The 20,840-nt window shown below is 60.6% G+C and carries 17 protein-coding genes, 1 tRNA gene and 2 pseudogenes; 10 read left to right on the top strand and 10 right to left on the bottom strand.

Annotation, left to right across the window (positions count from 1 at the left end; genetic code table 11):
* The 7 genes from DK847_RS19395 to DK847_RS19365 form a co-directional block, all read right to left on the bottom strand.
* Window positions 1-594: nucleotide sugar dehydrogenase (locus DK847_RS19395; RefSeq protein ID WP_146256181.1), on the bottom strand; the 594-nt coding region annotated here is incomplete at its 3' end.
* The gene (locus DK847_RS19390; RefSeq protein ID WP_161957394.1) at window positions 591-1,103 is read right to left on the bottom strand and encodes a glycosyltransferase; all 513 of its coding nucleotides are present in this window, start codon (window positions 1,101-1,103) and stop codon (window positions 591-593) included. The genes DK847_RS19395 and DK847_RS19390, both read right to left, overlap by 4 nt.
* 2 nt (window positions 1,104-1,105) lie before the next feature.
* A complete protein-coding gene (locus DK847_RS19385) occupies window positions 1,106-1,570 on the bottom strand; it encodes a glycosyltransferase family protein (RefSeq protein WP_111200199.1) in 465 nt (154 codons plus the stop codon).
* Complete coding sequence (locus DK847_RS19380) at window positions 1,570-2,829, bottom strand: glycosyltransferase family 4 protein (RefSeq protein WP_111200198.1); 1,260 nt, start codon at window positions 2,827-2,829, stop codon at window positions 1,570-1,572. Before DK847_RS19380 ends, DK847_RS19385 begins: the two co-directional genes overlap by 1 nt.
* Window positions 2,808-3,767: a glycosyltransferase family 2 protein gene (locus DK847_RS19375; protein ID WP_111200197.1), complete on the bottom strand. Its 960-nt coding sequence runs from the start codon at window positions 3,765-3,767 to the stop codon at window positions 2,808-2,810. Before DK847_RS19375 ends, DK847_RS19380 begins: the two co-directional genes overlap by 22 nt.
* Window positions 3,754-5,088: an O-antigen ligase family protein gene (locus DK847_RS19370; RefSeq protein WP_111200196.1), complete on the bottom strand. Its 1,335-nt coding sequence runs from the start codon at window positions 5,086-5,088 to the stop codon at window positions 3,754-3,756. The genes DK847_RS19375 and DK847_RS19370 overlap by 14 nt, the downstream gene beginning before the upstream one ends.
* Window positions 5,085-6,275, bottom strand: a complete 1,191-nt coding sequence (locus tag DK847_RS19365; RefSeq protein WP_111200195.1) for a Coenzyme F420 hydrogenase/dehydrogenase, beta subunit C-terminal domain — start codon at window positions 6,273-6,275, stop codon at window positions 5,085-5,087. The genes DK847_RS19370 and DK847_RS19365 overlap by 4 nt, the downstream gene beginning before the upstream one ends.
* Before the next feature lie 284 nt (window positions 6,276-6,559).
* On the opposite strand from DK847_RS19365, the gene DK847_RS19360 reads away from it, so the two are divergent.
* The 8 genes and pseudogenes from DK847_RS19360 to DK847_RS19315 all read left to right on the top strand — a co-directional run.
* Entirely contained in the window at window positions 6,560-6,835 is a 276-nt protein-coding gene (locus DK847_RS19360) for a hypothetical protein (protein ID WP_146256197.1), read from the top strand.
* A gap of 27 nt (window positions 6,836-6,862) precedes the next feature.
* The gene (locus DK847_RS19355) at window positions 6,863-7,099 is read left to right on the top strand and encodes a helix-turn-helix domain-containing protein (RefSeq protein WP_342634767.1); all 237 of its coding nucleotides are present in this window, start codon (window positions 6,863-6,865) and stop codon (window positions 7,097-7,099) included.
* A 165-nt stretch (window positions 7,100-7,264) separates the two neighbouring features.
* Complete coding sequence (locus DK847_RS19350) at window positions 7,265-7,876, top strand: hypothetical protein (protein ID WP_111200193.1); 612 nt, start codon at window positions 7,265-7,267, stop codon at window positions 7,874-7,876.
* Window positions 7,873-9,411, top strand: coding sequence for a YfjI family protein (locus DK847_RS19345; RefSeq protein ID WP_111200192.1), 1,539 nt, complete (start codon window positions 7,873-7,875; stop codon window positions 9,409-9,411). The genes DK847_RS19350 and DK847_RS19345 overlap by 4 nt, the downstream gene beginning before the upstream one ends.
* A gap of 144 nt (window positions 9,412-9,555) precedes the next feature.
* On the top strand, window positions 9,556-10,167 hold the full coding sequence (locus DK847_RS19340) for a hypothetical protein (RefSeq protein WP_146256196.1): 612 nt from the start codon (window positions 9,556-9,558) through the stop codon (window positions 10,165-10,167).
* 402 nt (window positions 10,168-10,569) lie between these two features.
* Window positions 10,570-11,979, top strand: a pseudogene (locus DK847_RS21165) (Ig-like domain repeat protein); the annotation flags it as partial.
* Between the two features lie 1,221 nt (window positions 11,980-13,200).
* On the top strand, window positions 13,201-15,474 hold the full coding sequence (locus DK847_RS20970) for an NHL repeat-containing protein (RefSeq protein WP_245414682.1): 2,274 nt from the start codon (window positions 13,201-13,203) through the stop codon (window positions 15,472-15,474).
* A 126-nt stretch (window positions 15,475-15,600) separates the two neighbouring features.
* A pseudogene (locus DK847_RS19315) lies at window positions 15,601-15,924 on the top strand (transposase); the annotation flags it as partial.
* Window positions 15,925-16,107: 183 nt separating this feature from the next.
* On the opposite strand, the gene DK847_RS19310 reads toward DK847_RS19315, so the two are convergent.
* The 3 genes from DK847_RS19310 to rlmB all read right to left on the bottom strand — a co-directional run bounded on the left by DK847_RS19310 (window position 16,108) and on the right by rlmB (window position 18,388).
* Window positions 16,108-16,183: transfer RNA gene (locus DK847_RS19310), tRNA-Thr, on the bottom strand.
* Window positions 16,184-16,252: 69 nt separating this feature from the next.
* Entirely contained in the window at window positions 16,253-17,626 is a 1,374-nt protein-coding gene (locus DK847_RS19305; RefSeq protein WP_161957392.1) for an APC family permease, read from the bottom strand.
* A gap of 57 nt (window positions 17,627-17,683) precedes the next feature.
* Entirely contained in the window at window positions 17,684-18,388 is a 705-nt protein-coding gene (gene rlmB / locus DK847_RS19300) for a 23S rRNA (guanosine(2251)-2'-O)-methyltransferase RlmB (RefSeq protein ID WP_111200188.1), read from the bottom strand.
* A gap of 130 nt (window positions 18,389-18,518) precedes the next feature.
* Between rlmB and DK847_RS19295 the strand changes: the two genes are divergently transcribed.
* Both DK847_RS19295 and DK847_RS19290 read left to right on the top strand, forming a co-directional pair.
* A complete protein-coding gene (locus DK847_RS19295; RefSeq protein ID WP_111200187.1) occupies window positions 18,519-20,489 on the top strand; it encodes an acetyl-CoA carboxylase biotin carboxylase subunit in 1,971 nt (656 codons plus the stop codon).
* Window positions 20,486-20,767 (top strand): acylphosphatase, encoded by a 282-nt coding sequence (locus tag DK847_RS19290; protein ID WP_111200186.1) that lies wholly within the window; start codon window positions 20,486-20,488, stop codon window positions 20,765-20,767. The genes DK847_RS19295 and DK847_RS19290 overlap by 4 nt, the downstream gene beginning before the upstream one ends.
* Window positions 20,768-20,840: the final 73 nt, after the last annotated feature.

The raw sequence follows: 20,840 nt of genomic DNA, 5'->3' as shown, positions 1-20,840 counted from the left end.
GGTGACGAGGAGCGGCACGTTCTTGGCCGTGAGCGGGCGGTAGAGCTGGCTCAGCACCTTCTCCGCGCGCTCGGAGGAGACGCCGACGACCACGCGGTCCGGCCTGAGGAAGTCCTCGACTGCCGAGCCCTCGCGCATGAATTCCGGGTTGGAGGCGACCTCGAAATCGCCATCGGGCCTCGCCTTCGAGATGATCTCGCGCAGCTTCGCGGCCGTGCCCACCGGCACGGTCGACTTGGTGACGATGACGGTGAAGCCGGACATCGCCTTCGCGATCTCCTCGGCGGCGGCATAGACGAAGGAGAGATCGGCCGAATCCTCGCCCTCGCGGGTGGGCGTTCCCACCGCGATCAGCACCACGTCGGCCTGGGCCACGGCGTCCTTCAGCTTGTCGGTGAAGATCAGGCGGCCGGCGGCGCGGTTGGCGCTGACGATGGGCTCGAGGCCCTGCTCGTAGATCGGGATCTTGCCGCCTTCCAGCATGGCGAGCTTGCGCGGGTCACGGTCCACGCAGGTCACCTCGTAGCCGAAGTCCGAGAAGCAGGCCGCCGAGACCAGCCCCACATAGCCCGCACCGATGACCGTGATCTTCATTGTGTAGTCCCCTTGTTCATGTTTGCCGCAGCATGGCGCGGCACGGCTATGAACTCGCTGATTGCCGCGAGAAGCATTGGCGAGGCGACCGCCTCCATGCGGCGTGTCGTTGCAAGCGGTGTGAAGCCGCGGAGCTGATTGAAAAGCTCGACCTCGTTCTCTGCCACGGTGAGGCCGGGGAGATGGGCGAGGCGCTTTGCCGTTGCCGACTGGTGTTCATTGCGGTGTTCGCCCAGTTCGGCACGGCGCGGCATGACGATGATCGGGAGGCCCGTTTCGCAGCGCGTCAGTATCGTGCCCATGCCTGCATGGGCCACGACGAGATCGGCTGTCCGGATCCAGTCATTGGCCTCGGTTCCGGTTATGATGCGCTTCCACGCCATGTGCTCTGGCACGTAGCTGGCGCTGCCGGTCTGGGCAAAGACGTCCGCGTCGGCGGTGGCCGCCCATCGGTCCACGGCGGCGATGAGCCGGTCAAACGGCAGCTGCGTGCCGACGGTGACGAACACTCTCACAGCACGGATCCCCGGAATTGCGGTCCGTCCTGCTCGGCCAGATCGGGCCATTGCGTGAGCACCAGGTCGCAGTGACGCCGCGCCAGGTTGGCGGACAGTGACAGTTCTTCCGCGTTGGCGATGCTGTCGAGAAACAGCGTGCGCGCCCCCAGCATGCGGCCGATGCGCACCGCGAAATAGCCCGGTGCGGCGCCGGTCGAGATGACCACATCGGGGCGGACCCGCAACACCAGCCAGCCGAGTCGCAAGAGAAGGCCGATCAGCTTCAGCTTCTGAGCCCGGTTGGCATCGGGAATTTCGTAATAGGGCGCGGGCGCCACGTCGCCAGCGGCGCTACGGCCAACCGAGGCATATGTCACGTGCTTGTCGGCGAAGGCGGGCCTCAGCCGCAGCAACTGGATCCAGTGACCCCCTCCCGAGCTGACTGCAAGGATTCGGGTGGTCTTTTGCTTGTCTGTCATCAGGCGCTCCGTCGGCTGTTTGTCTGCTCGCGCAGGATTGAGTGGTAGAGTTCGATGAGCCAGGCGATCTTGCCGGGCCAGGCTCCCAGTTCGTTGACCCGTTCACGTGCGCCGGCCGACAGGCGGGCGCGTTCTGCAGGGTTTGTGGCGAGCTTGCGTATTGCATTTGCCAACGCCTCTGCGAGTTGCTCCGGGTTCTCCACGGGGACGGTGATCCCGCAGTCTCCATTCACCACATGGCCGGGGCCCCCACGATCCGCGGCAATGACGGGAAGCCCGTGCCGCATGGCCTCGAACACCACGCCGCCGCTCGCCTCGCGGAAACTCGGAAACAGGAAGACGTCGGCGGTGCCGTAAAGAGCCTCCACCTCGTCGCGCGGGATGCGGCCGCGGAAGTCAATACGGTCTGCAACCCCGAGCCGAACAGCTTCACGACGGCAGAGGTCCAGTTCCTCGCCATTGCCTGCCTGGGTGAGATGAACCTGCGGCAGGTCGCCGAGCCGCGCCATGGCGCGAACACAGTCACGCAAGCCTTTGGTGCGGACGCTGCGAGCCACATGCAGCAGGCGCAACCCCTCGCCGGGAGCCTTTGTCCGACGCGGCGGAGCAGGGTCATCAATGCCGAGTTCGCTCATGACCTCGAAGCGCTTGAGTGGAATGCTGCCGAGCAAGTCGCGGACATAGGGCGCGACACCGAGAACACAGGCGGCCCCGCTGAAGGAGCGGCGCAGCCACGGGTCCGCCGAGAGGCGAAGCCGATCGATCTCGCGAAGCCTCGTGAACATCGGGGCGGAGCGGCATTCTGCGGCGAAGGCGTCCGGCGTAGGAAGGCTGCCGCCATGCGGGCCCAGCACATAGGGAATGCCAAACGACGCGGCGGGCGATGCGTAGCGCAGCGCCAGCGGCGTCAGCTGGTGGATGATGTCGAAGTGCGTCCCGCTTCCCAACTGCTCGGCGATCCAGCGGCGGGCGCGGGCGGCGAATACGGGGAAGGATGGCTTCAGCATCGCTCCCAGCCGCTCGAGGCGGCGCGGCAGAAGGGGCTCGGGCCATTCGATGACGCGTGTGCAGGGCAGCTGCCGGGAAGCAGGAAGGCGGCCGTTCCTCAACTGGGTGAGCAGCGTGACATTGGCCACCTCGCTCAGGTGCTTCGTCCAGCGCTGGGCCCAGAAGGCCTCGCCCACGTCGGTCTCATCGCAGTTTGGCGCGATCAGCAGGATATCGAGGCGACGCGAGGTCACTGCCGCGCCCTCGGCCATGCGGTGTTGAAGCCCGCCACGACGCCACGGAAGTGGGCGCGCCGGCTGTCACCGCTCCTGCGCACAAGACCGCGCAACGACCAGAAGGCGTAGCGGCTGGTGTTGAAGACGAGCAGGATGGCCCAGGCCGCAGCGGCGGGAATGATGCCGCCGTGCTTGCGGTGCAGGCGAACGGTGGCCTCGCTCAGCATCAGGTCGCGTCGTGAATTGAGCGACTTGCTGCTGCCTCCGCCAAAATGCGTGATGGTGCCGACAGGGGCGAACCGAACTGCATAGCCGTGGGCAAGGAAGCGCCGGCACCAGTCCGTCTCTTCTCCGAAGAAGAAGAAATCTTCATCGAGCAGGCCCACCATGGCCAGCGCATCGCCCCGGACCATCATGTAGCAGCCCGACACTACCTCGACATCGCGCTCTTCGTCACGCTGCCAGTCATCCATGCGATAGCGCTTGGCGAAACCGAGGCCGGGAACACGAAACAGGCCCGATGTCAGCAGCACAAGGTTGCCGAGCGTGGGGAACTGGCTGCAGGTGGTCTGCACTGTGCCATCACCGTTCAGAACGCGGCAGCCCATGGCGCCGACTTGGGGATTGGCGTCCATGTAGTCGATCGAGGCATCGATGACACCGGGATGCACCAGCGTGTCGGAGTTGAGAAGGAGGACGTGTCGCCCGGCAGCCATGCGGATCGCCTGGTTGTTTGCCGCTGCGAAGCCGGCATTGCGGGAGTTGCGAATGAGTTTCACTGCGGGAAAGTCGGCCGCGACCATGTCGGGCGAGCCGTCACGCGAGTCGTTGTCGACGACGAACACCTCGAGGCGTGCTTCGGCGCCTGAGTCGAACAGACTGGCGAGGCAGTCGCGGAGCAACTGCTGGGTGTTCCAGCTGACGATGATGATCGACAGGTCGGGGCGAGGTTCGCGCGGGTCAGCGTGCGCCATGGTAATCTCCGTCATATGGGGTTTCGTCATAATCGTAATCGTCCTCGGGGGCGGCATGGCGCGGTTTGTCGATGAGCCAGGCGCCGCATCCGATCATGAACATGAAAAAGCAGAAGGTGTTGTTCCAGAGATGTACCGTGCAGGCGGCGACCGACGTCGCCGCGATGGTCGATATCCATCCCAATCGGCAGTTCGTCCATGCCTCGGGCCGGTTTCGCTGGCTGGCGGCACGGAACACGATCAGCAGGATCGCGGCGGCAAGAAAGATCAGCGCCGGCATGCCGTAGCGTACCGCCACGACGAGCCAGAAATTGTCCATGCTGGAGCTCATCCAGGGCGCACGGATCCATTCGCCGAGGCCGATGCCGAGCAACGGATGGCGCCCCACTTCCGCAGTGCCGTAGTCCCAGATGAGGATGCGGTTGTAGGAGCTTTGCGCCGAGAACGACGCATAGCTGATGAACACCTTGATGGGGGAGCGGTTGGACAGCATGCTGACGACCACCAGAACCCCAATGAAGGCCGCGCCCAGCACCGCCCAGCGCCCGGGAAGGCCACGGGTGACCCGGTCCCATACGGCAAGCGCAATCTGCAGGCCCAGCATCAGCCAGGCGCCGGCAGAGAGCGAGACGAAGGATGCGAGCACGATGCTTCCCACCAGCAGCCAGCCGTGGAAGCGCGACAGGCCCGCACGGGCCGCAAACCAGGCATTGGCGAAGGCCATGGAACAGAACACGCCGAACAGGATCGGATGCTCGAAGGAGCCGAAGGCCCGCGCGAGACCAAGCCGCGGCTCGATGATGGGAAGGGCGGGACCGCCTACGGCACCCCGGAAGGCCTCGCGCAGGAAATGGACGTGAGTGACGGACTCCGGCAGTGCCACGGCGAGGAGACCGCACACCACCAGCGCCACAGCGAGCGACATCGCCTGATAGTCCTTTGCGCTGCGGATGTAGCGGCGGCCCATGGCATAGGCTCCGAAGCACTCGACGAAATAGATACCGCCGGACTCGAGCGCCTGCTCGCCACCGCCATAGGCGGCAAACGCGATGACGCACCAGATGCTATGCAGGATGATGGCCAGGTCGATGCCGTTCAGCGGGCCTGCCTTGCCGGACAGGATATAGGAAATGTTCGGGATGAACAGGATGAGCAGCAGGACACGGTAGGGCGACAGGCGCAGCGGCCCGAGCGCGACGGACGTTTCGGGCGGCATGACGAGAGCGATGATGAGCAGCAGCACCGGTGTCGCAAGCCGCACCGCCGCCTGCGGAACGCGCGGTTCCGCATCGAAGCTCTCATCCCACGTCGCGCTGTTCATCTGCGCGGTCCCGCAGAAGCCGTCTCGGCGCGCCACAACTTGCGCCTGATGGCGCGGCGCATGGTGCCGAACAGCGAGCCCGCCTTGTCGCGCAAGCTGGCCCGGGCCAACCACAGGCCGGCGAGCGCCCAGCCGTCATAACGCGGTGCGCCGAGCCCGAGTATGCGAAGCCCAGCAAGGCGTCCGAACATGATGCGGCGGGTGCGAGCGAGGTTGGGTTGGGCTGCGGCCAGTGCGCCGAATTCACGGCGAGTCGCAGAGATGGCGCCCGCAGCCATGGCCTGGCGCAGCATCGCGCGGCCGCGTTCGGTTCGCACCACGATGAGCGATGAGCCTTGTGCATCGCCGCCGCCGCGCGGCTTGTCCCAGGGATCACCGACAGACAGGTCGGCGAACTCGCCGGTATGGTCGGCGCAGAGATGGCATCGCCACTGGCGGTGCCTCTGGAGGATGCCGCCCCAGCCTTCCTCATAGCTCAATGTGCCGCTTGTGTGGGCCGTGCCATCTGCCGTGAGGTAGGTGGCTGCCATGCGACCCGGCCAGCCATCGCCGCGATAGCGGAGCGATGTGACGGTTGCCCCCGAGGGTACACCCAGCGCCTCGGTCAGCGCGCGGGTTCCTGCGGTCGAGGGAGTACCTGCACAGAAGATGGAAATCGTCAGTCCGATGTTGCGGGAAAGGCGCGGGTCCTGGTGCGTGGCGGCGGCGGTCGCCTGCACGTCGCAGGGCTTGCCGATGAACACGATCGGTCGATCCGCCGTTGCCACTTCAGCCAGCCGTTCACACGGGCTGGCCGGCGCATAGCGTGAGCCAGCCGCCGCGATCAAACCGTCCCGCGCGCGGCTGATGACGGATTCATTCAGCAGCGCATTGCGCTCGCTCTGGCGGATGTGAACTGCACCCTCGGCCGCTCCGGTGTCGATGGCAAAGGCAGCGAGCGCGGTCACCACGCCACCGCTCGATCCGCGCCAGCGCATCTCGGGGTCGGTGGCGTGTCCTTCCCAGATCTCGAGCACGTTGCCCCATTCGGCGCTGCTCGGGGCGCCCTCCGGCGGGGGAGATGCCGGGGTGGGGCGTGGCCCCGAACCAGCGCCGGGGCAGGCCATCAGTGCGTGAGCCTCGCGCGCCGCATCGACGGCGCCCGCAATGCGCACCGGGCGCAGCCCGGCATTTGGCTGGTCAGCCATGCGGAACAGCGTCGGTGCGAGCCCGGCGCAGGCGCCGCAGCCGGTACGAACTCAAGACTCTATTGCACCGACTCATTCATCTATTGGAGAATGCAGGAACTCTCTACAATAGATGGCCAGTAGAGTTGTACTCCATACACGCACTGTTGAGCCGAACCGATGGAGCAGATCCACTCTGGCGAACAATGCGCCGTCATGTGCTAGAGGGTGACGACGGGAAGGACGACGGGAGTTTCTACATTTGGCATCGGACAGCCCCCTCGGTTCCTGACTGCCTAACTACCATGGCTACCGCTCTAGACGGCTTCGTTGCAGAGGAGGACGGAGCCATTGGATTTGGAATCAACAGGCAACAGAACAAGAAGACAGAATTCATTCGTGGGTTTGGGGCGATTCTAGTCGAAAATGGGGTTGAATTTACATCGCCGTTGATGAAAGCGATGGCAATTACCGCCACGACGGTGCTCGACGACCCTGAAGTTGACGTCTCGTTCAGAGACATAAAGCAAACCTTGAATACTGCCGGACTAACTGGCCCCCCCAAAAAGCCTTTGAGTTAGTTCGATCCGACATTACGTCGGCGATAAATGCTCGTCCACCGTTGGTCAACTTGGTCCGACCACGGCAGAAAGGACGATCTGATGTTTGAGCCTCTTGCAGTTCCCATACCCGAAGCCGCTCGCCTCACTGGCTGCGGTCGCAGCACTCTCTACAGCGAAATTGCCAAAGGAAACCTCCGCATCCGGAAGATCGGAAGCAGGACTCTTATCGCTATCGAAGACCTGCGCAGCTGGCTCGCTACCAAAATCGTTGAGGGAAAGTAACATGACAGTATTTAAACGGCCCGGCGCTCATTTGAGCCGCCGAGCCGGGGAAAATGTCCTTGGCAGAAAGCAACTGACTACCACGATCGGGCCTTCGCTGCAACACGTCTCCAGAACTTGGCGGGTGAATCGTTGGCTGTGTGTCGAATGGTTGGAGGTGGGGCGATGAACAACTTCTTCAACAGGATTGCTGATTATCGTCTCAAGTCCATGCGGCAGCAGATTTATGCGTCGGCTGGTCCGTGTCCCGAACTGTTCTCGTCGTTGCGTAGCTACCGCCTTGATCAGGAGACAGTTCAGGCATACGCAGGCATATACAGCGTTACGCTCGCCAGTTTCACTAAAGTGAGCGACGGCGATGCCATTTTTGAGATCGACATCGACGGCCAGCCGACCGCCGTGATCGAGGCGCTGCTATACGATGACGAACTGGAACAGCAGGTAGCTGACCTTGTAGCATGGCCGCTTCATGATCCGGATAACTTCGCTACTGCACTCGGCCCACACGCTGGCGCAGACGTGCTTGGCGTTGAACACATGGTTATGCGTAAGGGCAGGCCGTTGCGCGTCTACCGCACACCGTTGGAGTGGCTGCAGGCTGGATGTAACGGCTGTGTTCCGCTCACCGAGATAGGAGGTCGCTTCTGGCTCAATAGGGCCGGCGGGCCATTCTTAGTCGGGTGTCTCGACGAAGCCCGCTGGCTTCGCGACTATCTTGGTGTTTCCGCAGTCTGCCACTGCATACTTCTTCCTTTCAACGGGAGGCGAGCCGCATGAGCGAAGAACTTCAATACGTAACGCTCGAGGAGATCGAGGCCGATATTGTTCACCTGCAAGAGAATGCGGCGTGTTCAACTCCACCTAGCTGGCCTGAACCGATTCCGCTGATTCGGCCAGTACCGGCTCCCCTGGCGTTTCCTGTAGAGGCGCTGGGGCCCGTTCTTGGGAACGCTGCGCTTGGCATCAGTGACATCGTCCAGTGCCCGGTGGCGATTGCTGCATGTTCGATCCTGGGAGCTGCGAGTCTCGCTTCCCAAGCCCATGTTGACGTAGTTCACCCCGCTACGTCACGCCGATTTCCCACCAGCCTCTTCTTGATGACTGTGGCGGAGAGTGGCGAACGAAAGTCGGCTGCTGACCATGAAGCCCTCACAGCTGTTCGGAAATCTGAGGAAGATGCCGTCAGGAACTACAAGCTTGCCTTCGCCCAGTGGCGTGACCAGCAAGAGGCTTGGGAAGCCGCCAGGGCCGCTATTAAGCGAAAGTCGAAGGGTGACTGGCAGACGCTCCATCAGCAACTGCAGGCATGCGGGGACGAGCCGAAGGCTCCGCTTAAGCCCCATCTTCTGGTCTCAGAGCCCACATTTGAGGGGCTCGCCCGCCTCCTGGCTGAAGGACAGCCCTCCATGGGATTGTTCTCTGCCGAAGGGGGTGGCTTCCTCGGGGGGCATGCCATGCGCGACGAGAGCCGCCTGCGAGTGCTGACTGGCCTCTCTGAGTTGTGGGACGGCTCAGCACTGCGGCGCACCAGAGCAGCAGACGGTGCCGTGCACTTGAGAGGGCGCAGGTTGTGCCTCCATTTGATGGTTCAGCCCAACGTGGCACCTCTGCTTCTATCTGACGAGATGGCCAGCGGGCAGGGCTTCCTTTCGCGTCTGCTGGTCTGTGCTCCAACGTCAATGCAGGGAAAGCGCTTCCAGCGAGACGTCCAACCATGGGCCCGGCAGGCTGTCGACCTTTACACCAAGGTCATTGGTGATCTTCTCGATAGGAGCCCACGAACTTTGGTTGATGGCGGGCTAGATCCGGACCCGCTCTCGCTTTCGGAGGGGGCTGCAGCCAAATGGCGCTGCTTCGCTGACGAGATGGAATTAGAACTCGGAAAGGAAGGCGTCTCCTCCCCCGTTCGCGGACTGCGGAACAAGTCGGCGGAGATGGCTCTACGCATTGCAGGGGTATTCGCCTGTATTGGTAACGAAACTACGATCGGAACGGCGACGCTTGAGCGCGGTATCACGTTGGCGGGTTATTTTCTCAGCGAAGCGCAGCGCCTCTATGAAGCCAGCGCCATCAAGCCAGATATTCGGCGAGCTGAAAAACTCGTCAATTGGTTGATTCAGCGACAGTACAACGAGATCAGCCTACGGGATATCCAGGTCCACGGGCCGTCGAGCCTCCGACATAAGGCTGATGTGGCACAGGCGGTACGCACCCTGCAAGAACATGGTCTCTGCGTAGTCGTCGAAGTCCAGACCGGCGGCAGGCCAACTAAGCGCCTTCGGCTGTCGCCTTTAGCCGCCGATGTGATTTGAGAATGGGGAGGGTCGCTACAATAGCTACAGAAGTCTGCGTTATTGGAAAGATGGATTGAGCCTTCTGCAGCTATTGTAACTTCTGTCGTTGCTCGTCCCGTCTGATGCGAAGTTCTCACCCTACTGAAACAACAAAGAAAGCCCATGACAAGCGAACCAGTAACTAAATCCTCCTATCAACCTACACCATTTGAAGAGACGGCGCTCGAAAGACGAAAGCGAGAACTGCGAGAACACCCCGCGCCCCGCTATTCGGTGCAACTAGGAGAGGGGGGCGTGGTAACCGTTACCGGGCGCCATCAAGACGAGCAAGTAGCCCTGGCGGCTGACGCGGCAGCATTTGGAACGGCGCATCTCGATTTCTTCGACACTCTGCTGAATCAACTATTGAACGTTACCGGTGTCGACGAAAAGAAGTTCAATGGCTTGATCCAGACAATCACAGGCTTGCATCCACAAGACCATGTAGAAGCTATGTTGGCGAGCCAGATGGCAGCCATTCATCTAGCGACGATGGACCAGGCGAGGCGCGTCATGCACTGCACTGGCGCCGAGGCTCGTGAGATTGCCGAGAGGGCGCTGAACAGGTTATCCCGCACGTTTACGGCACAGGTTGAGGCGCTAAAAAAATACCGCTCTACTGCGGATCAGCGGATTACGGTAACCCACGTTAGCGTCGGCAATGGTGGACAGGCCATCGTCGGAAATGTCGCGACTGGGGGGAGTTCCTCAAAAATGGAAGATACAACCCCATGAGCATTCGTTGTCATGCCAAGTCGAAGCGTACAGGCCAACAATGTCGGGCGAGGGTTGTGGAAGGTTGGCAAGTCTGCCGCCATCACGGTGCCGGAGGTGGCGCTCCTAAAGGAGAGCGAAACGGCAATTATCGAAACGGGCTATACACAAAGGAGTCGAAGGAAATGCGTCGACTACTGAGCCGCCTTATAAGGGAGGTAATGACTTCCAAAGTTTCAAGATGAACTCAATCGGCTCGGTAACTTGCGGACTTTGTTGAGATGAGGCGCAATCGCTGCAGTTGGCATCAGAGAAAGCAAACGCGTCAACTTCTAGGCGTAGCTCATGACGATCTGGCCTCTATTTTCCGCTCGGAAAACTGCTTAAAATACTTAAAGCGAGTGCGGATCAGCGAGTGAAGTCATGCCTGAATGTATCAGCCTTGAGATGGTGGTCGGAGCCTCGTCCCGGTTGGGCGAATTTGTCCAAGGTCGTAAGAGTGTCAAGGCCGGACTGCCGCCGACATCGCGGTTGGCAGGTGGAGTTCTAGTCCTGTTTCTGCTGCTGTCTTCAGGTAGTCCAGCATTCGCAGCGACAACCATTGGTCTAACGTCCTCTCCAAATCCAAGTGCTTACGGACAGTCAGTTATATTGAGTGCTCCAGTTGCCAATCTCGATGCTGGGTACGAGACTAGCTCCCCCGAACTCAGATCTTCCGGGAACTGTGCAGTAGCTCAAGGTGGAAGAGTACACTGTTGGGGGCTGAATGAGAGCGGCCAGCTCGGTGACGGCACCTATACAGATAGCATCGACCCAGTCCTGGTAAGCGGCATCACAACGGCAAAGCAAGTGTCGGCAACGGGAGGAGGGTTTGCTTGCGCAGTTTTGACCGATGGCAAAGTTAAGTGTTGGGGAATAAACGACCTTGGACAACTAGGGAATGGCACTACTATAAACAGTCCTGAGCCAGTTGAGGTAAACGGCATTAGCACTGCGCTAGCTGTTTCGACCGGCTACACTCATTCTTGCGCACTCTTGACTGATCAAACACTGAAATGTTGGGGGCGAACGCCCCGGAGCGATGGAAGCACCGTTACCAGTCTGGTGCCCGTCCAAATCGCGGGTATAACATCCGTATCACAAGTAGTTGTTGGTGACGGTGCATTTCCTTACACCTGTGCTCTCTTCTCTGATGGATTGGTTAAGTGTTGGGGCAGTAGCTTTACGTGGCTACCTAATATGTTCCCGTCAAGTACCCCCACAGTCGTCCCAGGAGTTGCCAATGCAGTCGCCCTTGCCGGAGGGTTCAGGCACGCTTGTGCAGTGCTTGCAGACGGGTCAATGAAGTGCTGGGGCGAGAATGAAAGCGGCCAATTGGGAACAGGCACGTTCGGGGGAGGAGTATTCGCTACAAGCGCTTCGCAGGTTGCAGGTATTACAACAGCCGTTCGCGCTTCAGCAGCGGGCGCCAACACTTGCGTGGTTCTATCAAACAATAAGCTAAACTGTTGGGGTGCAGGTCGACTAGGAAACGGCACATCCGGGAGTAGTGCAGTCCCTGCAGAAGTATCAGGGATATCGTCTGGCGTTGCACTATTGTTGGGCAACTCAAAGTTCTGCGCACTCTTATCAGATAAGACCATGAAGTGCTGGGGGGACACTGCTACGGTACCCGGCAACGCAATATCTGCTCTTTGGGGTAGTGTCGAGTTCCGCGACGGAGCGACTTCACTGGGGACTGCAGTTCTTGCTAATGGATCTGCTGCGATCACTACTTCAGCCCTCACTGGAGGAACTCACACTCTAACGGCGACGTATACTGGCTCCTATCCTTCTGCTATATCTGCGGAACTGATCCAGGCGGTTCAACGCGCCTCGCAAACTATATCATGGGGTCAGGGTCTGTCGGGGTCCGCTGGCGGATCTATTAGTCTGACCGGAACTAGTTCAGCTGGTCTGACGGTTAGCTACTCATCAAGCACACCAGCCACCTGTACAGTCGGCGGCTCAACCCTCACGTTGATTGCAGTTGGAATCTGTTCGGTAACGGCATCGCAATCCGGCAATGCGAACTTTAGTGCGGCTATTTCGGTCAACAGAAGCTTCTCCGTAACTGCTGGTTCTCAGACAATTGTTTGGGGGCAATCAATATCAGGCTCAGTAGGAGAGTCCTTAGCGCTCACTGCGACAGCCACCTCGGGTCTGTTGGTGAGTTATTCGTCGACCACTACCAGTGTATGCACGGTTAATGGCTCAACTCTTAAGTTAATCGCGGTTGGTACTTGTAGTGTTATTGCCGCTCAGAATGGGAGTTTAAACTATGGTGCCGCTGTTCCAATCACCAAGAGTTTCAATGTAACGATCGGCGTGCAATCCATTTCATGGACGCAGTCTCTGTCAGGAGCAGTCGGCAGCTCAATTGTTCTCTCATCTGCAACGGCGTCGTCTGGGCTTCCTATAACCTTCGCCTCCAGTTCGCTTTCGGTTTGTACTGTAAGTGGAGCAACACTAAAGTTGATTGCTGTAGGGAGTTGCGTCGTAACTGCTTATCAGACTGGTAGCGTTAACTATGCACCCGCAAGTCCCGTCAGCAAGAGTTTCAGCGTTACTGTGGGTACGCAGCTCATAACCTGGAACCAGGTTCTGGCTGGTTCGGCAGGAAGTTCTCTGGGTTTGATGGCTTCTGCAACTTCGAGCCTTCCTGTAACTTATAGTTCCGGTTCAACGAGCGTCTGCACAATTAGTGGATCGACGGTGAGACTTATTGCAGTAGGAGTCTGCAATATCACTGCCGCTCAGGCTGGATCAAAAGACTATTCTGCCGCGATGCCGGTGAGTAGGAATTTCGGTGTCACACAGGGATCGCAAACCATAAGTTGGACGCAGGTGCTCTCAAGCACTGTTGGCAGTGCAGATACGCTGACGGCTACGTCATCGTCCGGTCTTCCCGTGAGTTATGTATCTGGTACTACTAGCGTCTGTACTATAACCGGCTCTGTTCTCAAGCTAGTCGCGGTTGGTAGCTGCTCAGTTACGGCATTCCAGAATGGAAATGTGAACTACACTTCTGCCTCTCCGATCACCCGGACGTTAACCGTCGCCAAGGGCACGCAGACGATTATTTGGGGGCAGACTTTGTCAGGATATGTCGGCGACACTGTCAGTCTATCAGCAACGGCGTCATCAGGTTTAGCTGTCAGCTATTCCACAAGTACAGCTGCCACCTGCGGAGTGATAGGATCAAAGGTGAATTTGGTGAAGTCGGGGACCTGCACGCTGACAGCCTCACAGCAGGGAGATTCAAATTACTTTTCCGCTGCTTCGGTGTTGAGGAGCTTCACGGTATTAACACCTTCACTCTCCTTGTTTGTTGGAGCTGCGGACGGCCCGGGATTTGCTAATGGAGTTGGAACGTCGGCCCGCTTTAATGGACCTTCGGCTATTGCGGTGGACGTATCAGGAAATTTGTACGTTACCGAGATCGGCAACCATCTTGTTCGGCGCATTACGCCAACTGGAGTGGTGAGTACACTCGCAGGGAAGGCGCTGATCCCGGGTATAGGCAATGGATCTGGAGGTACGGCTCAGTTCACATCCCCGATGGGTATAACGATTGTGGGCTCGACATTGTATGTTGCTGATACTGGTAACCACGTCGTGCGGAGCCTGACGACATCTGGTACAGCGAATACTGTTGCGGGCAGTCCGGGCACACCAGGAGCAGCCAATGGAATAGGTGCTGCGGCGCGGTTCAATGCACCTCAGGGGCTAGTGAGCGACAGCAAGGGTAATGTTTTCTTGGCGGACAGTGGCAACAGCACAGTGCGCAAGATGACTCCTGCCGGTGCAGTGACTACATTTGCCGGTTCGGCAGGTCTGGTAGGTGGGGCTAATGGAACGGGATCTGCCGCTCGATTTAATAAGCCGATTGGTATTGGACGAGATGCTAACAATAGGTTGTATGTGACGGATGGGTCCGGGCAAACCGTTCGTAAGATTACTACTACAGCGGTAGTGTCGACCCCCGCTGGTAGCTATGGCATAGCTGGTAGCACAGACAGTACGACGGGTTCGCTTGCTCGTTTTCGATCACCATCTGGTGCCGTCGTTGATAGCCTCGGCAACATTTTCATTGCAGATTCTTGGAACAGCACGATACGCAAGATGACTTCGCTGGGTGCTGTCTCCACCTTTGCCGGCACGCCTGGTGTCCAAGGTTCCCTGGACGGCACCGGCGGAGGCGCTCGGTTCATGATCCCGTCAGGTATTGCTAGGGATTCCGGTAATAATCTCTATGTTACCGATGTTGCAGCTAACACAATTCGTAAGATTTCGGCTGCAGGTGCAGTTACGACATTCGCAGGCTTCCCCGCAGTCATTGGAACCAATGATAACGTGGGCAGTCTGGCGCGTTTCCGAAATCCCACCGGAGTGGTGACTGACGTTTCAGGCAATCTTTTCATTGCTGATACCGGGAACCATACTATCCGTAAGGTATCACCAGCCGGAGTGGTGTCGACTTTTGCTGGATTGGGGGGTGTACCAGGTTCGAGCAACGGGACTGGGACAGCCGCGAGGTTTAACAGTCCCAAGGGACTTACAATCGATGGAGCGGGCAACCTGTATGTTGCCGATACCGGGAACCACGTTATCCGGAAGGTTACGAGCGTTGGTGTGGTGACAAATGTGGCTGGAGGGACGGGACTTCCTGGTTCCTTCGACGGAATCGGTGCAGCAGCTCGGTTCAAGTCGCCAGCTGCGGTGGCTGCTACTTCAACCGGTGTTCTGTATGTAGCCGACACAGGTAACTACACACTCCGCAAGCTTGTCGTATCGTCCGGTCAAGTTACAACGATTGCTGGATCAGCAGGGATCCCAGGCACTGCCGATGGCACAGGTGCGACAGCACGCCTCGGAACTATTCTTGGTTTGGGAGTTGACAGTGCTGGGAATATCTACGCGCCAGACTATTATTACAGCACAATCCGCAAAGTGGCTCCGACCGGTGTGGTCACAACGTTCGCTGGTGCGCCTGGCGTGCGTGGAGCAATCAATGGCGCTGGTACCTCCGCAAGATTTTCCAGCCCTTATGGTGTTACAGTGGACGCGGCCAACAATATTTACGTGAGCGACTATGCTAATTGCTTGCTGAGGAAGATCACGGTTACCGGCATTGTTACTTCGCCTGTTGGGACCTCGGGTCTATGCAAGTTTGTTCCGGGTGAGGCTCCAGCCGGTCTCAACATGCCAACAGGACTCATTAAGGTGGGAGCGACGGTATATTTAACAGTAGGCAACGGTGTAGCAAGGGTCAGCAACATGCCATAGGTCGAATGTGGAACTGACAGGACGGTGTCTGGATGACTAGGCCGTATTGACAAAGTGGATACACAAGTCACGTGAGTTCTGATTTAAGTCTGTGTTTTGTGGAGAGCAGCGGTGGTTCGCGGGCTGATGTCGGACATGGAATGGGCGTTCTTCGAGCCATTTGTCATCGATAGGGGACCGAAGCGTGGACGACCTCCGGGGTTCATCGCATAGTTCTCGATGACTTGGTTTGGATTGCCAGCACAGGCGTGCCCTGGCGGGGTTTACCCGAGGAGTTCGGGAAGTGGTGCTCCGTCTACCGTCAGTTCAGCCGCTGGTCCGTCGTGGGGGTTAGGGGTGCAATGCTGGAGGCGTTGAATGCCGCCGGCATGGCACCAAGCAGTGTCCAGATGATCTACCATCATCCGCGCCCACCAGCACGCATCGGGCGCAAAGAGGGGGATCGCCAAGTTTCGACCTTGCCTATTCACCAATCTACCTTGAGGTGCCTCACCTATTTGGCGCCGTATTGGCTTCTATCGTAAGTCTTGAGACCGTCCCCGATGTTCATCTCGTGGCCCCGCGAGTGGCCCCGAGATGACCTGACAAAGGAAGATCATTCCCAAAAATAAAGCTAAGTAATTGAAATTGAACTGGTGCCGGCTAAGGGACTCGAACCCCCGACCCCCTGATTACAAATCAGGTGCTCTACCAACTGAGCTAAGCCGGCGACGGTCCTGTGGTTAGAACGCTTTGGGGCCTCCATGCAACAGGGAAGAGGCCCCCGGCCTGCGGGCCTCTACGGAGTGCGAGACCCGCCTTGCCTACGGGGCGGTTGGTCGGTCCGCCGATCACTGGCCGGACTGGCTATCGGGTGGCGGGCTGCGACGCGGGCCTCGATGAGGCGGGCGAGGCCTTCGATGGCCAGGGCCACCACCACGATGCCGCCGATCGCCACCGCCTGGATGGCGCTGCCCGGTGTGGTCAGGAACTGCCACAGGGTGACGGCAAGCGCCACGATGCACAGCGCTGCGGCAAGGGCCGGGAGCAGGCGGTTGGCGCCGGTCTGCGGGGCCAGCCGCCAGGCCGCGACGTTCAGCGCCGCAAAGACCATCAGGAAGCCGCCGCTGGTGGCCGAAGACAGGGCCTCGATCGACATGAAGTTGACGCCCAGCAGCGCGAGGACGCCGATGATGACGAGGCTCCGCGTGCGGCGCTGGTTCAGGCTGCGGTGGAAGGCGGAGGGCAGCTTGCTGAAGGTCGACAGCTGGGGCGGCAGGCGCGAGGCGCCGAAGTAATCCGCCGTGATGGCGGACGCCGAGGCCAGCATCGCGCCCAGCGCCATGAGCCCGAAGCCCCAGGGCCCAAGAAAGCTTCCGGCTGCTTCCGAAATGGCGAAGTCCTTGGCCGCCAGCAGCTGCGCCAGCGGCAGGTGTCCGAGCCCGACGATGAAGGCCAGCCCATAGATCACGATGGCGATCAGCACCGAGCTTAGGAAGGCCACGGGCAGCACGCGCTGCGGGTTCGCGATCCTGTCGGAGGCATTGGCGATGAGCTCGAAGCCTTCATAGGCGAGAAAGCCGATCATGCCGGCGGAGACGATGGCCATGGGGCCGGACCAGGCGGAAGGGGCCAACCTGCTCCAGTCGAGCCCCGGCATCACCAGGCCACCGATAATGAAGATGCCGAGGACCGCGAGCTTGCCGACATTGAAGATGCTCTCGGACTTCTGCACGAGGCCGGGCCCCACGAAATTGACGAGGGCGAGGATGACGAGTGCGGCGGAGGAGAGGAGATGCGTGCCCGTCCAGGCCAGCGGCTTGGGCAGGTAGCCCTGGCTGTAGCCCGCCAGCGCATAGGCATAGACCGCCATGATGGCGACATAGCTGAGGATCAGCAGCACGTTGACCGTGGCGGAGAACAACCCGTCGCCGAAGGATCTTGTGATGAAGGACACCGTGCCGCCCGGACCCGGAAAGCTGAGGGTGAGGCCGATATAGGAATAGGCGGTGAGCAGCGCGATGGCACCGCCGATCATGAAGGCGATGGGCGTTCCACCCGCCGCCCCTGCAGCCGCGATGCCGAAAGTGGCGAAGAAGCCGCCGCCGACGATGCCGCCGACGCCGATCGACAATGCGCCGAACAGGCCGATGCCGCCTTGCTTGCTGTCCATTGCCATCTCTGCGTCACATGTGGAGATTGTGCGAAATAGGGCTGTGAGCGAAAAGGTCTAGCGCGTGAGCGCGTAGAGCGTCACTGCGCAGGCGTTGGAGACGTTGAGGCTGCGGATCGGGCCGTTCATGTCCAGCCGAACCAGGTGGTCGCAGCTCTCGCGCGTCAGCTGGCGCAGGCCCTTGCCTTCGGCACCGAGCACGATGGCGACGGGCGGCGTGCGGTCGACCGCAGCAATGTCCTCCGGCGCGTCGCTGTCCAGCCCGAGGATGCGGAAGCCATAGTCCTTCAACTCCGCCATGGCGCGAGACAGGTTCGTCACCTTCACGAAGGGCACGTGTTCGTAGGCGCCCGAGGCTGACTTGAACAGTACTGCCGAAGCCTCCGGGCTGTGGCGTGCGGTGGCCACGAGCGCGGTCACGTTGAAGGCCGCGCAGGTGCGGATGATGGCCCCCACATTGTGGGGGTCCGTCACCTGGTCGAGCAGCACGACGATCCCTGACTTCTCGATCTGGTCGAGGCGCGGCTGGTCGAGCGGCTTCGCCTCGATCAGCAGGCCCTGGTGCACGGCGTCCTCGCCCAGCCGCCGGTCCAGCACATTGGGGTGGACGATCTCGGGTGTCAGGCCCCGGGCGGCGATTTCGGCGGCCAGCCTGTCGGCGGCGTTCTTCGAGGCCTTCAGGGAGTAGATCTTGCGCTTCGGGTTCTTCAGCGCCTCGGCGACGGGGTGGACCCCGTAAATCAGGTCATTTGGTTCGCTCATGGAGGCGCTTCTAGCCCAGGTCCCGGGAAAAGGCAGGGAAAATTCGGGGGGAGGGCTCGCCTTTGGTGTGATTGCCGGGGCTCCCGGGGCGGTCTAGAACCTTGTCCCGAAAAGCCATTTCCGGGGTGCCATGTTCAAGAAGATCCTCATCGCCAACCGTGGCGAAATCGCCTGCCGCGTCATCAAGACCGCCCGCCGCATGGGCATCCAGACCGTGGCCGTCTATTCGGACGCGGATGCGCGGGCGCTGCATGTCGAAATGGCGGACGAGAAGGTCCATATCGGCCCGCCCGCCGCCGCGCAGTCCTACCTGTTGATCGAGAAGATCGTCGAGGCCTGCCAGAAGACGGGCTCGCAAGCCGTGCACCCCGGTTACGGCTTCCTTTCCGAACGCTCCGCCTTCCCCAAGGCGCTGGCCGCCGCCGGCATCACCTTCATCGGCCCCAACCCCGGCGCCATCGATGCGATGGGCGACAAGATCGAGTCCAAGAAGGCGGCAGCGGCTGCAAAGGTCTCCACCGTCCCCGGCTACATGGGCATCATCGAGGATGCCGACGAGGCGGTGAAGATCGCCGGCGAGATCGGCTATCCCGTCATGATCAAGGCCTCCGCCGGCGGCGGCGGCAAGGGCATGCGCATCGCCTACTCGGAATCGGAGGTGAAGGAAGGCTTCACCCGTGCCAAGTCCGAGGCCAAGTCGTCCTTCGGCGACGACCGCGTCTTCATCGAGAAGTTCATCGTCAACCCGCGCCACATCGAGATCCAGGTTCTGGGCGACAAGCACGGCAACGTCATCTATCTGGGTGAGCGCGAATGCTCGATCCAGCGCCGCAACCAGAAGGTGATCGAAGAAGCTCCGTCGCCGCTCCTCGACGAGAAGACTCGGCATGCCATGGGCGAGCAGGCCGTGGCGCTGGCCAAGGCCGTGAACTACGACTCGGCCGGCACGGTGGAATTCGTCGCAGGCCAGGACCGCTCGTTCTTCTTCCTCGAGATGAACACGCGCCTCCAGGTCGAGCATCCCGTCACCGAACTCATCACGGGGATCGACCTCGTCGAGCAGATGATCCGGGTCGCCGCAGGCGAGGAGCTCAGGATCAGGCAGTCGGACGTGACGCTCAAGGGCTGGGCCGTCGAGAGCCGCATCTATGCCGAGGATCCCTACCGCAACTTCCTTCCCTCGACGGGCCGACTCGTGAAATATCGTCCGCCTGCGGAGCAGATCGCGGATGGTGTCACGGTGCGGAACGACACGGGCGTCTACGAGGGCGGCGAGATCTCGATCTACTACGATCCGATGATCGCCAAGCTCTGCACCCACGCGCCCACGCGATCCGCTGCCATCGGCAAGATGGCGGAGGCGCTGGACGCCTTCCACATTGACGGCATCCAGCACAACATTCCCTTCCTCTCGGCCATCATGGAAAATCCGCGCTGGCAGTCGGGTGCGCTGTCCACGGGCTTCATCGCCGAGGAATTCCCGGGCGGCTTCACCGGCCACGAGATCACGCCGGAGATCAAGTCGACGCTGGCCAAGGTGGCGACCGTGCTCGACCATGTGGAGAACCGCCGCAAGCGCCTCATCAACGGCCAGATGATCGGCAATGGCGTGAACCTCGCCACCGCGCGCATCGTGAAGCTCGGCAAGGAGTTCATCCCCGTCACCGTCTCGAAGGAGACCGACCGGCAGGCGGATATCTGCGGCTGGGTTCCGGGCCAGCCGGTGTTCTCCGCCGATCTCGGCGATGGCAAAGTGACGGTGCAGGTGAAGCGCATCCTCAACGGCTACAAGCTGTCCTATCGCGGCGTGGTGCTTGAAGCCCATGTCTATACCGGGCGCGAGGCGGAGCTTGCGAAGCTCATGCCGGAGAAGGTGGCGGCCGATACGTCGAAGAAACTGCTCTGCCCGATGCCCGGCCTCGTCATCGCCATTCCGGCGGTGGTCGGCCAGGAGGTGAAGGCGGGCGAGCCGCTCGCCATCGTCGAGGCGATGAAGATGGAGAACATCCTGCGCGCCGAGCGTGACGTCACCATCAAGGCGGTCAATGCCAAGAAGGGCGACAGCCTGCAGGTCGACGCCGTCATCATGGAATTTGCATGAGCGTCACCGCCCTTCATGTGACCGTGGAGGGCAGGGTGCAGGGCGTGGGTTTCCGCGCCTATGTCGAGCGCGAGGCGAAGCAGCGCGGCCTGAAGGGCTGGGTGCGCAACCGCAGCGATGGCCGCGTCGAGGCAGTGTTCATGGGTGAGGAAGAGGACGTGCAGTCGATGATCGTCGCCTGCCACCGGGGTCCGCGGATGTCGCTGGTCCGCAACGTGACGAGCGCGCCGCTTCCGCCCGGCGACTGGCGCGGCTTCGAGGTGTGGCCGACGGTTTAGGACTGCGCGTCGCGCATGCTCTTCACTTCATCATGCCCGGGCTTGGCCCGGGCATCCTTTTTCGCGGCCACCA

This window comes from Aestuariivirga litoralis (genome assembly GCF_003234965.1).
GTDB classification, from domain to species: domain Bacteria; phylum Pseudomonadota; class Alphaproteobacteria; order Rhizobiales; family Aestuariivirgaceae; genus Aestuariivirga; species Aestuariivirga litoralis.
Note: the sequence above shows the minus strand (reverse complement) of the source record. Positions and strands in the feature narration are given on the sequence as shown.

Coding starts and splice junctions, on each gene's coding strand:
- DK847_RS19385 (WP_111200199.1), bottom strand. CDS start 1,570: ATGACAGACAAGCAAAAGACCACCCGAATCCTTGCAGTCAGCTCGGGA.
- DK847_RS19380 (WP_111200198.1), bottom strand. CDS start 2,829: ATGGCCGAGGGCGCGGCAGTGACCTCGCGTCGCCTCGATATCCTGCTG.
- DK847_RS19375 (WP_111200197.1), bottom strand. CDS start 3,767: ATGGCGCACGCTGACCCGCGCGAACCTCGCCCCGACCTGTCGATCATC.
- DK847_RS19370 (WP_111200196.1), bottom strand. CDS start 5,088: ATGAACAGCGCGACGTGGGATGAGAGCTTCGATGCGGAACCGCGCGTT.
- DK847_RS19365 (WP_111200195.1), bottom strand. CDS start 6,275: ATGGCTGACCAGCCAAATGCCGGGCTGCGCCCGGTGCGCATTGCGGGC.
- DK847_RS19360 (WP_146256197.1), top strand. CDS start 6,560: ATGGCTACCGCTCTAGACGGCTTCGTTGCAGAGGAGGACGGAGCCATT.
- DK847_RS19355 (WP_342634767.1), top strand. CDS start 6,863: ATGCTCGTCCACCGTTGGTCAACTTGGTCCGACCACGGCAGAAAGGAC.
- DK847_RS19350 (WP_111200193.1), top strand. CDS start 7,265: ATGAACAACTTCTTCAACAGGATTGCTGATTATCGTCTCAAGTCCATG.
- DK847_RS19345 (WP_111200192.1), top strand. CDS start 7,873: ATGAGCGAAGAACTTCAATACGTAACGCTCGAGGAGATCGAGGCCGAT.
- DK847_RS19340 (WP_146256196.1), top strand. CDS start 9,556: ATGACAAGCGAACCAGTAACTAAATCCTCCTATCAACCTACACCATTT.
- DK847_RS19305 (WP_161957392.1), bottom strand. CDS start 17,626: ATGGACAGCAAGCAAGGCGGCATCGGCCTGTTCGGCGCATTGTCGATC.
- rlmB (WP_111200188.1), bottom strand. CDS start 18,388: ATGAGCGAACCAAATGACCTGATTTACGGGGTCCACCCCGTCGCCGAG.
- DK847_RS19295 (WP_111200187.1), top strand. CDS start 18,519: ATGTTCAAGAAGATCCTCATCGCCAACCGTGGCGAAATCGCCTGCCGC.
- DK847_RS19290 (WP_111200186.1), top strand. CDS start 20,486: ATGAGCGTCACCGCCCTTCATGTGACCGTGGAGGGCAGGGTGCAGGGC.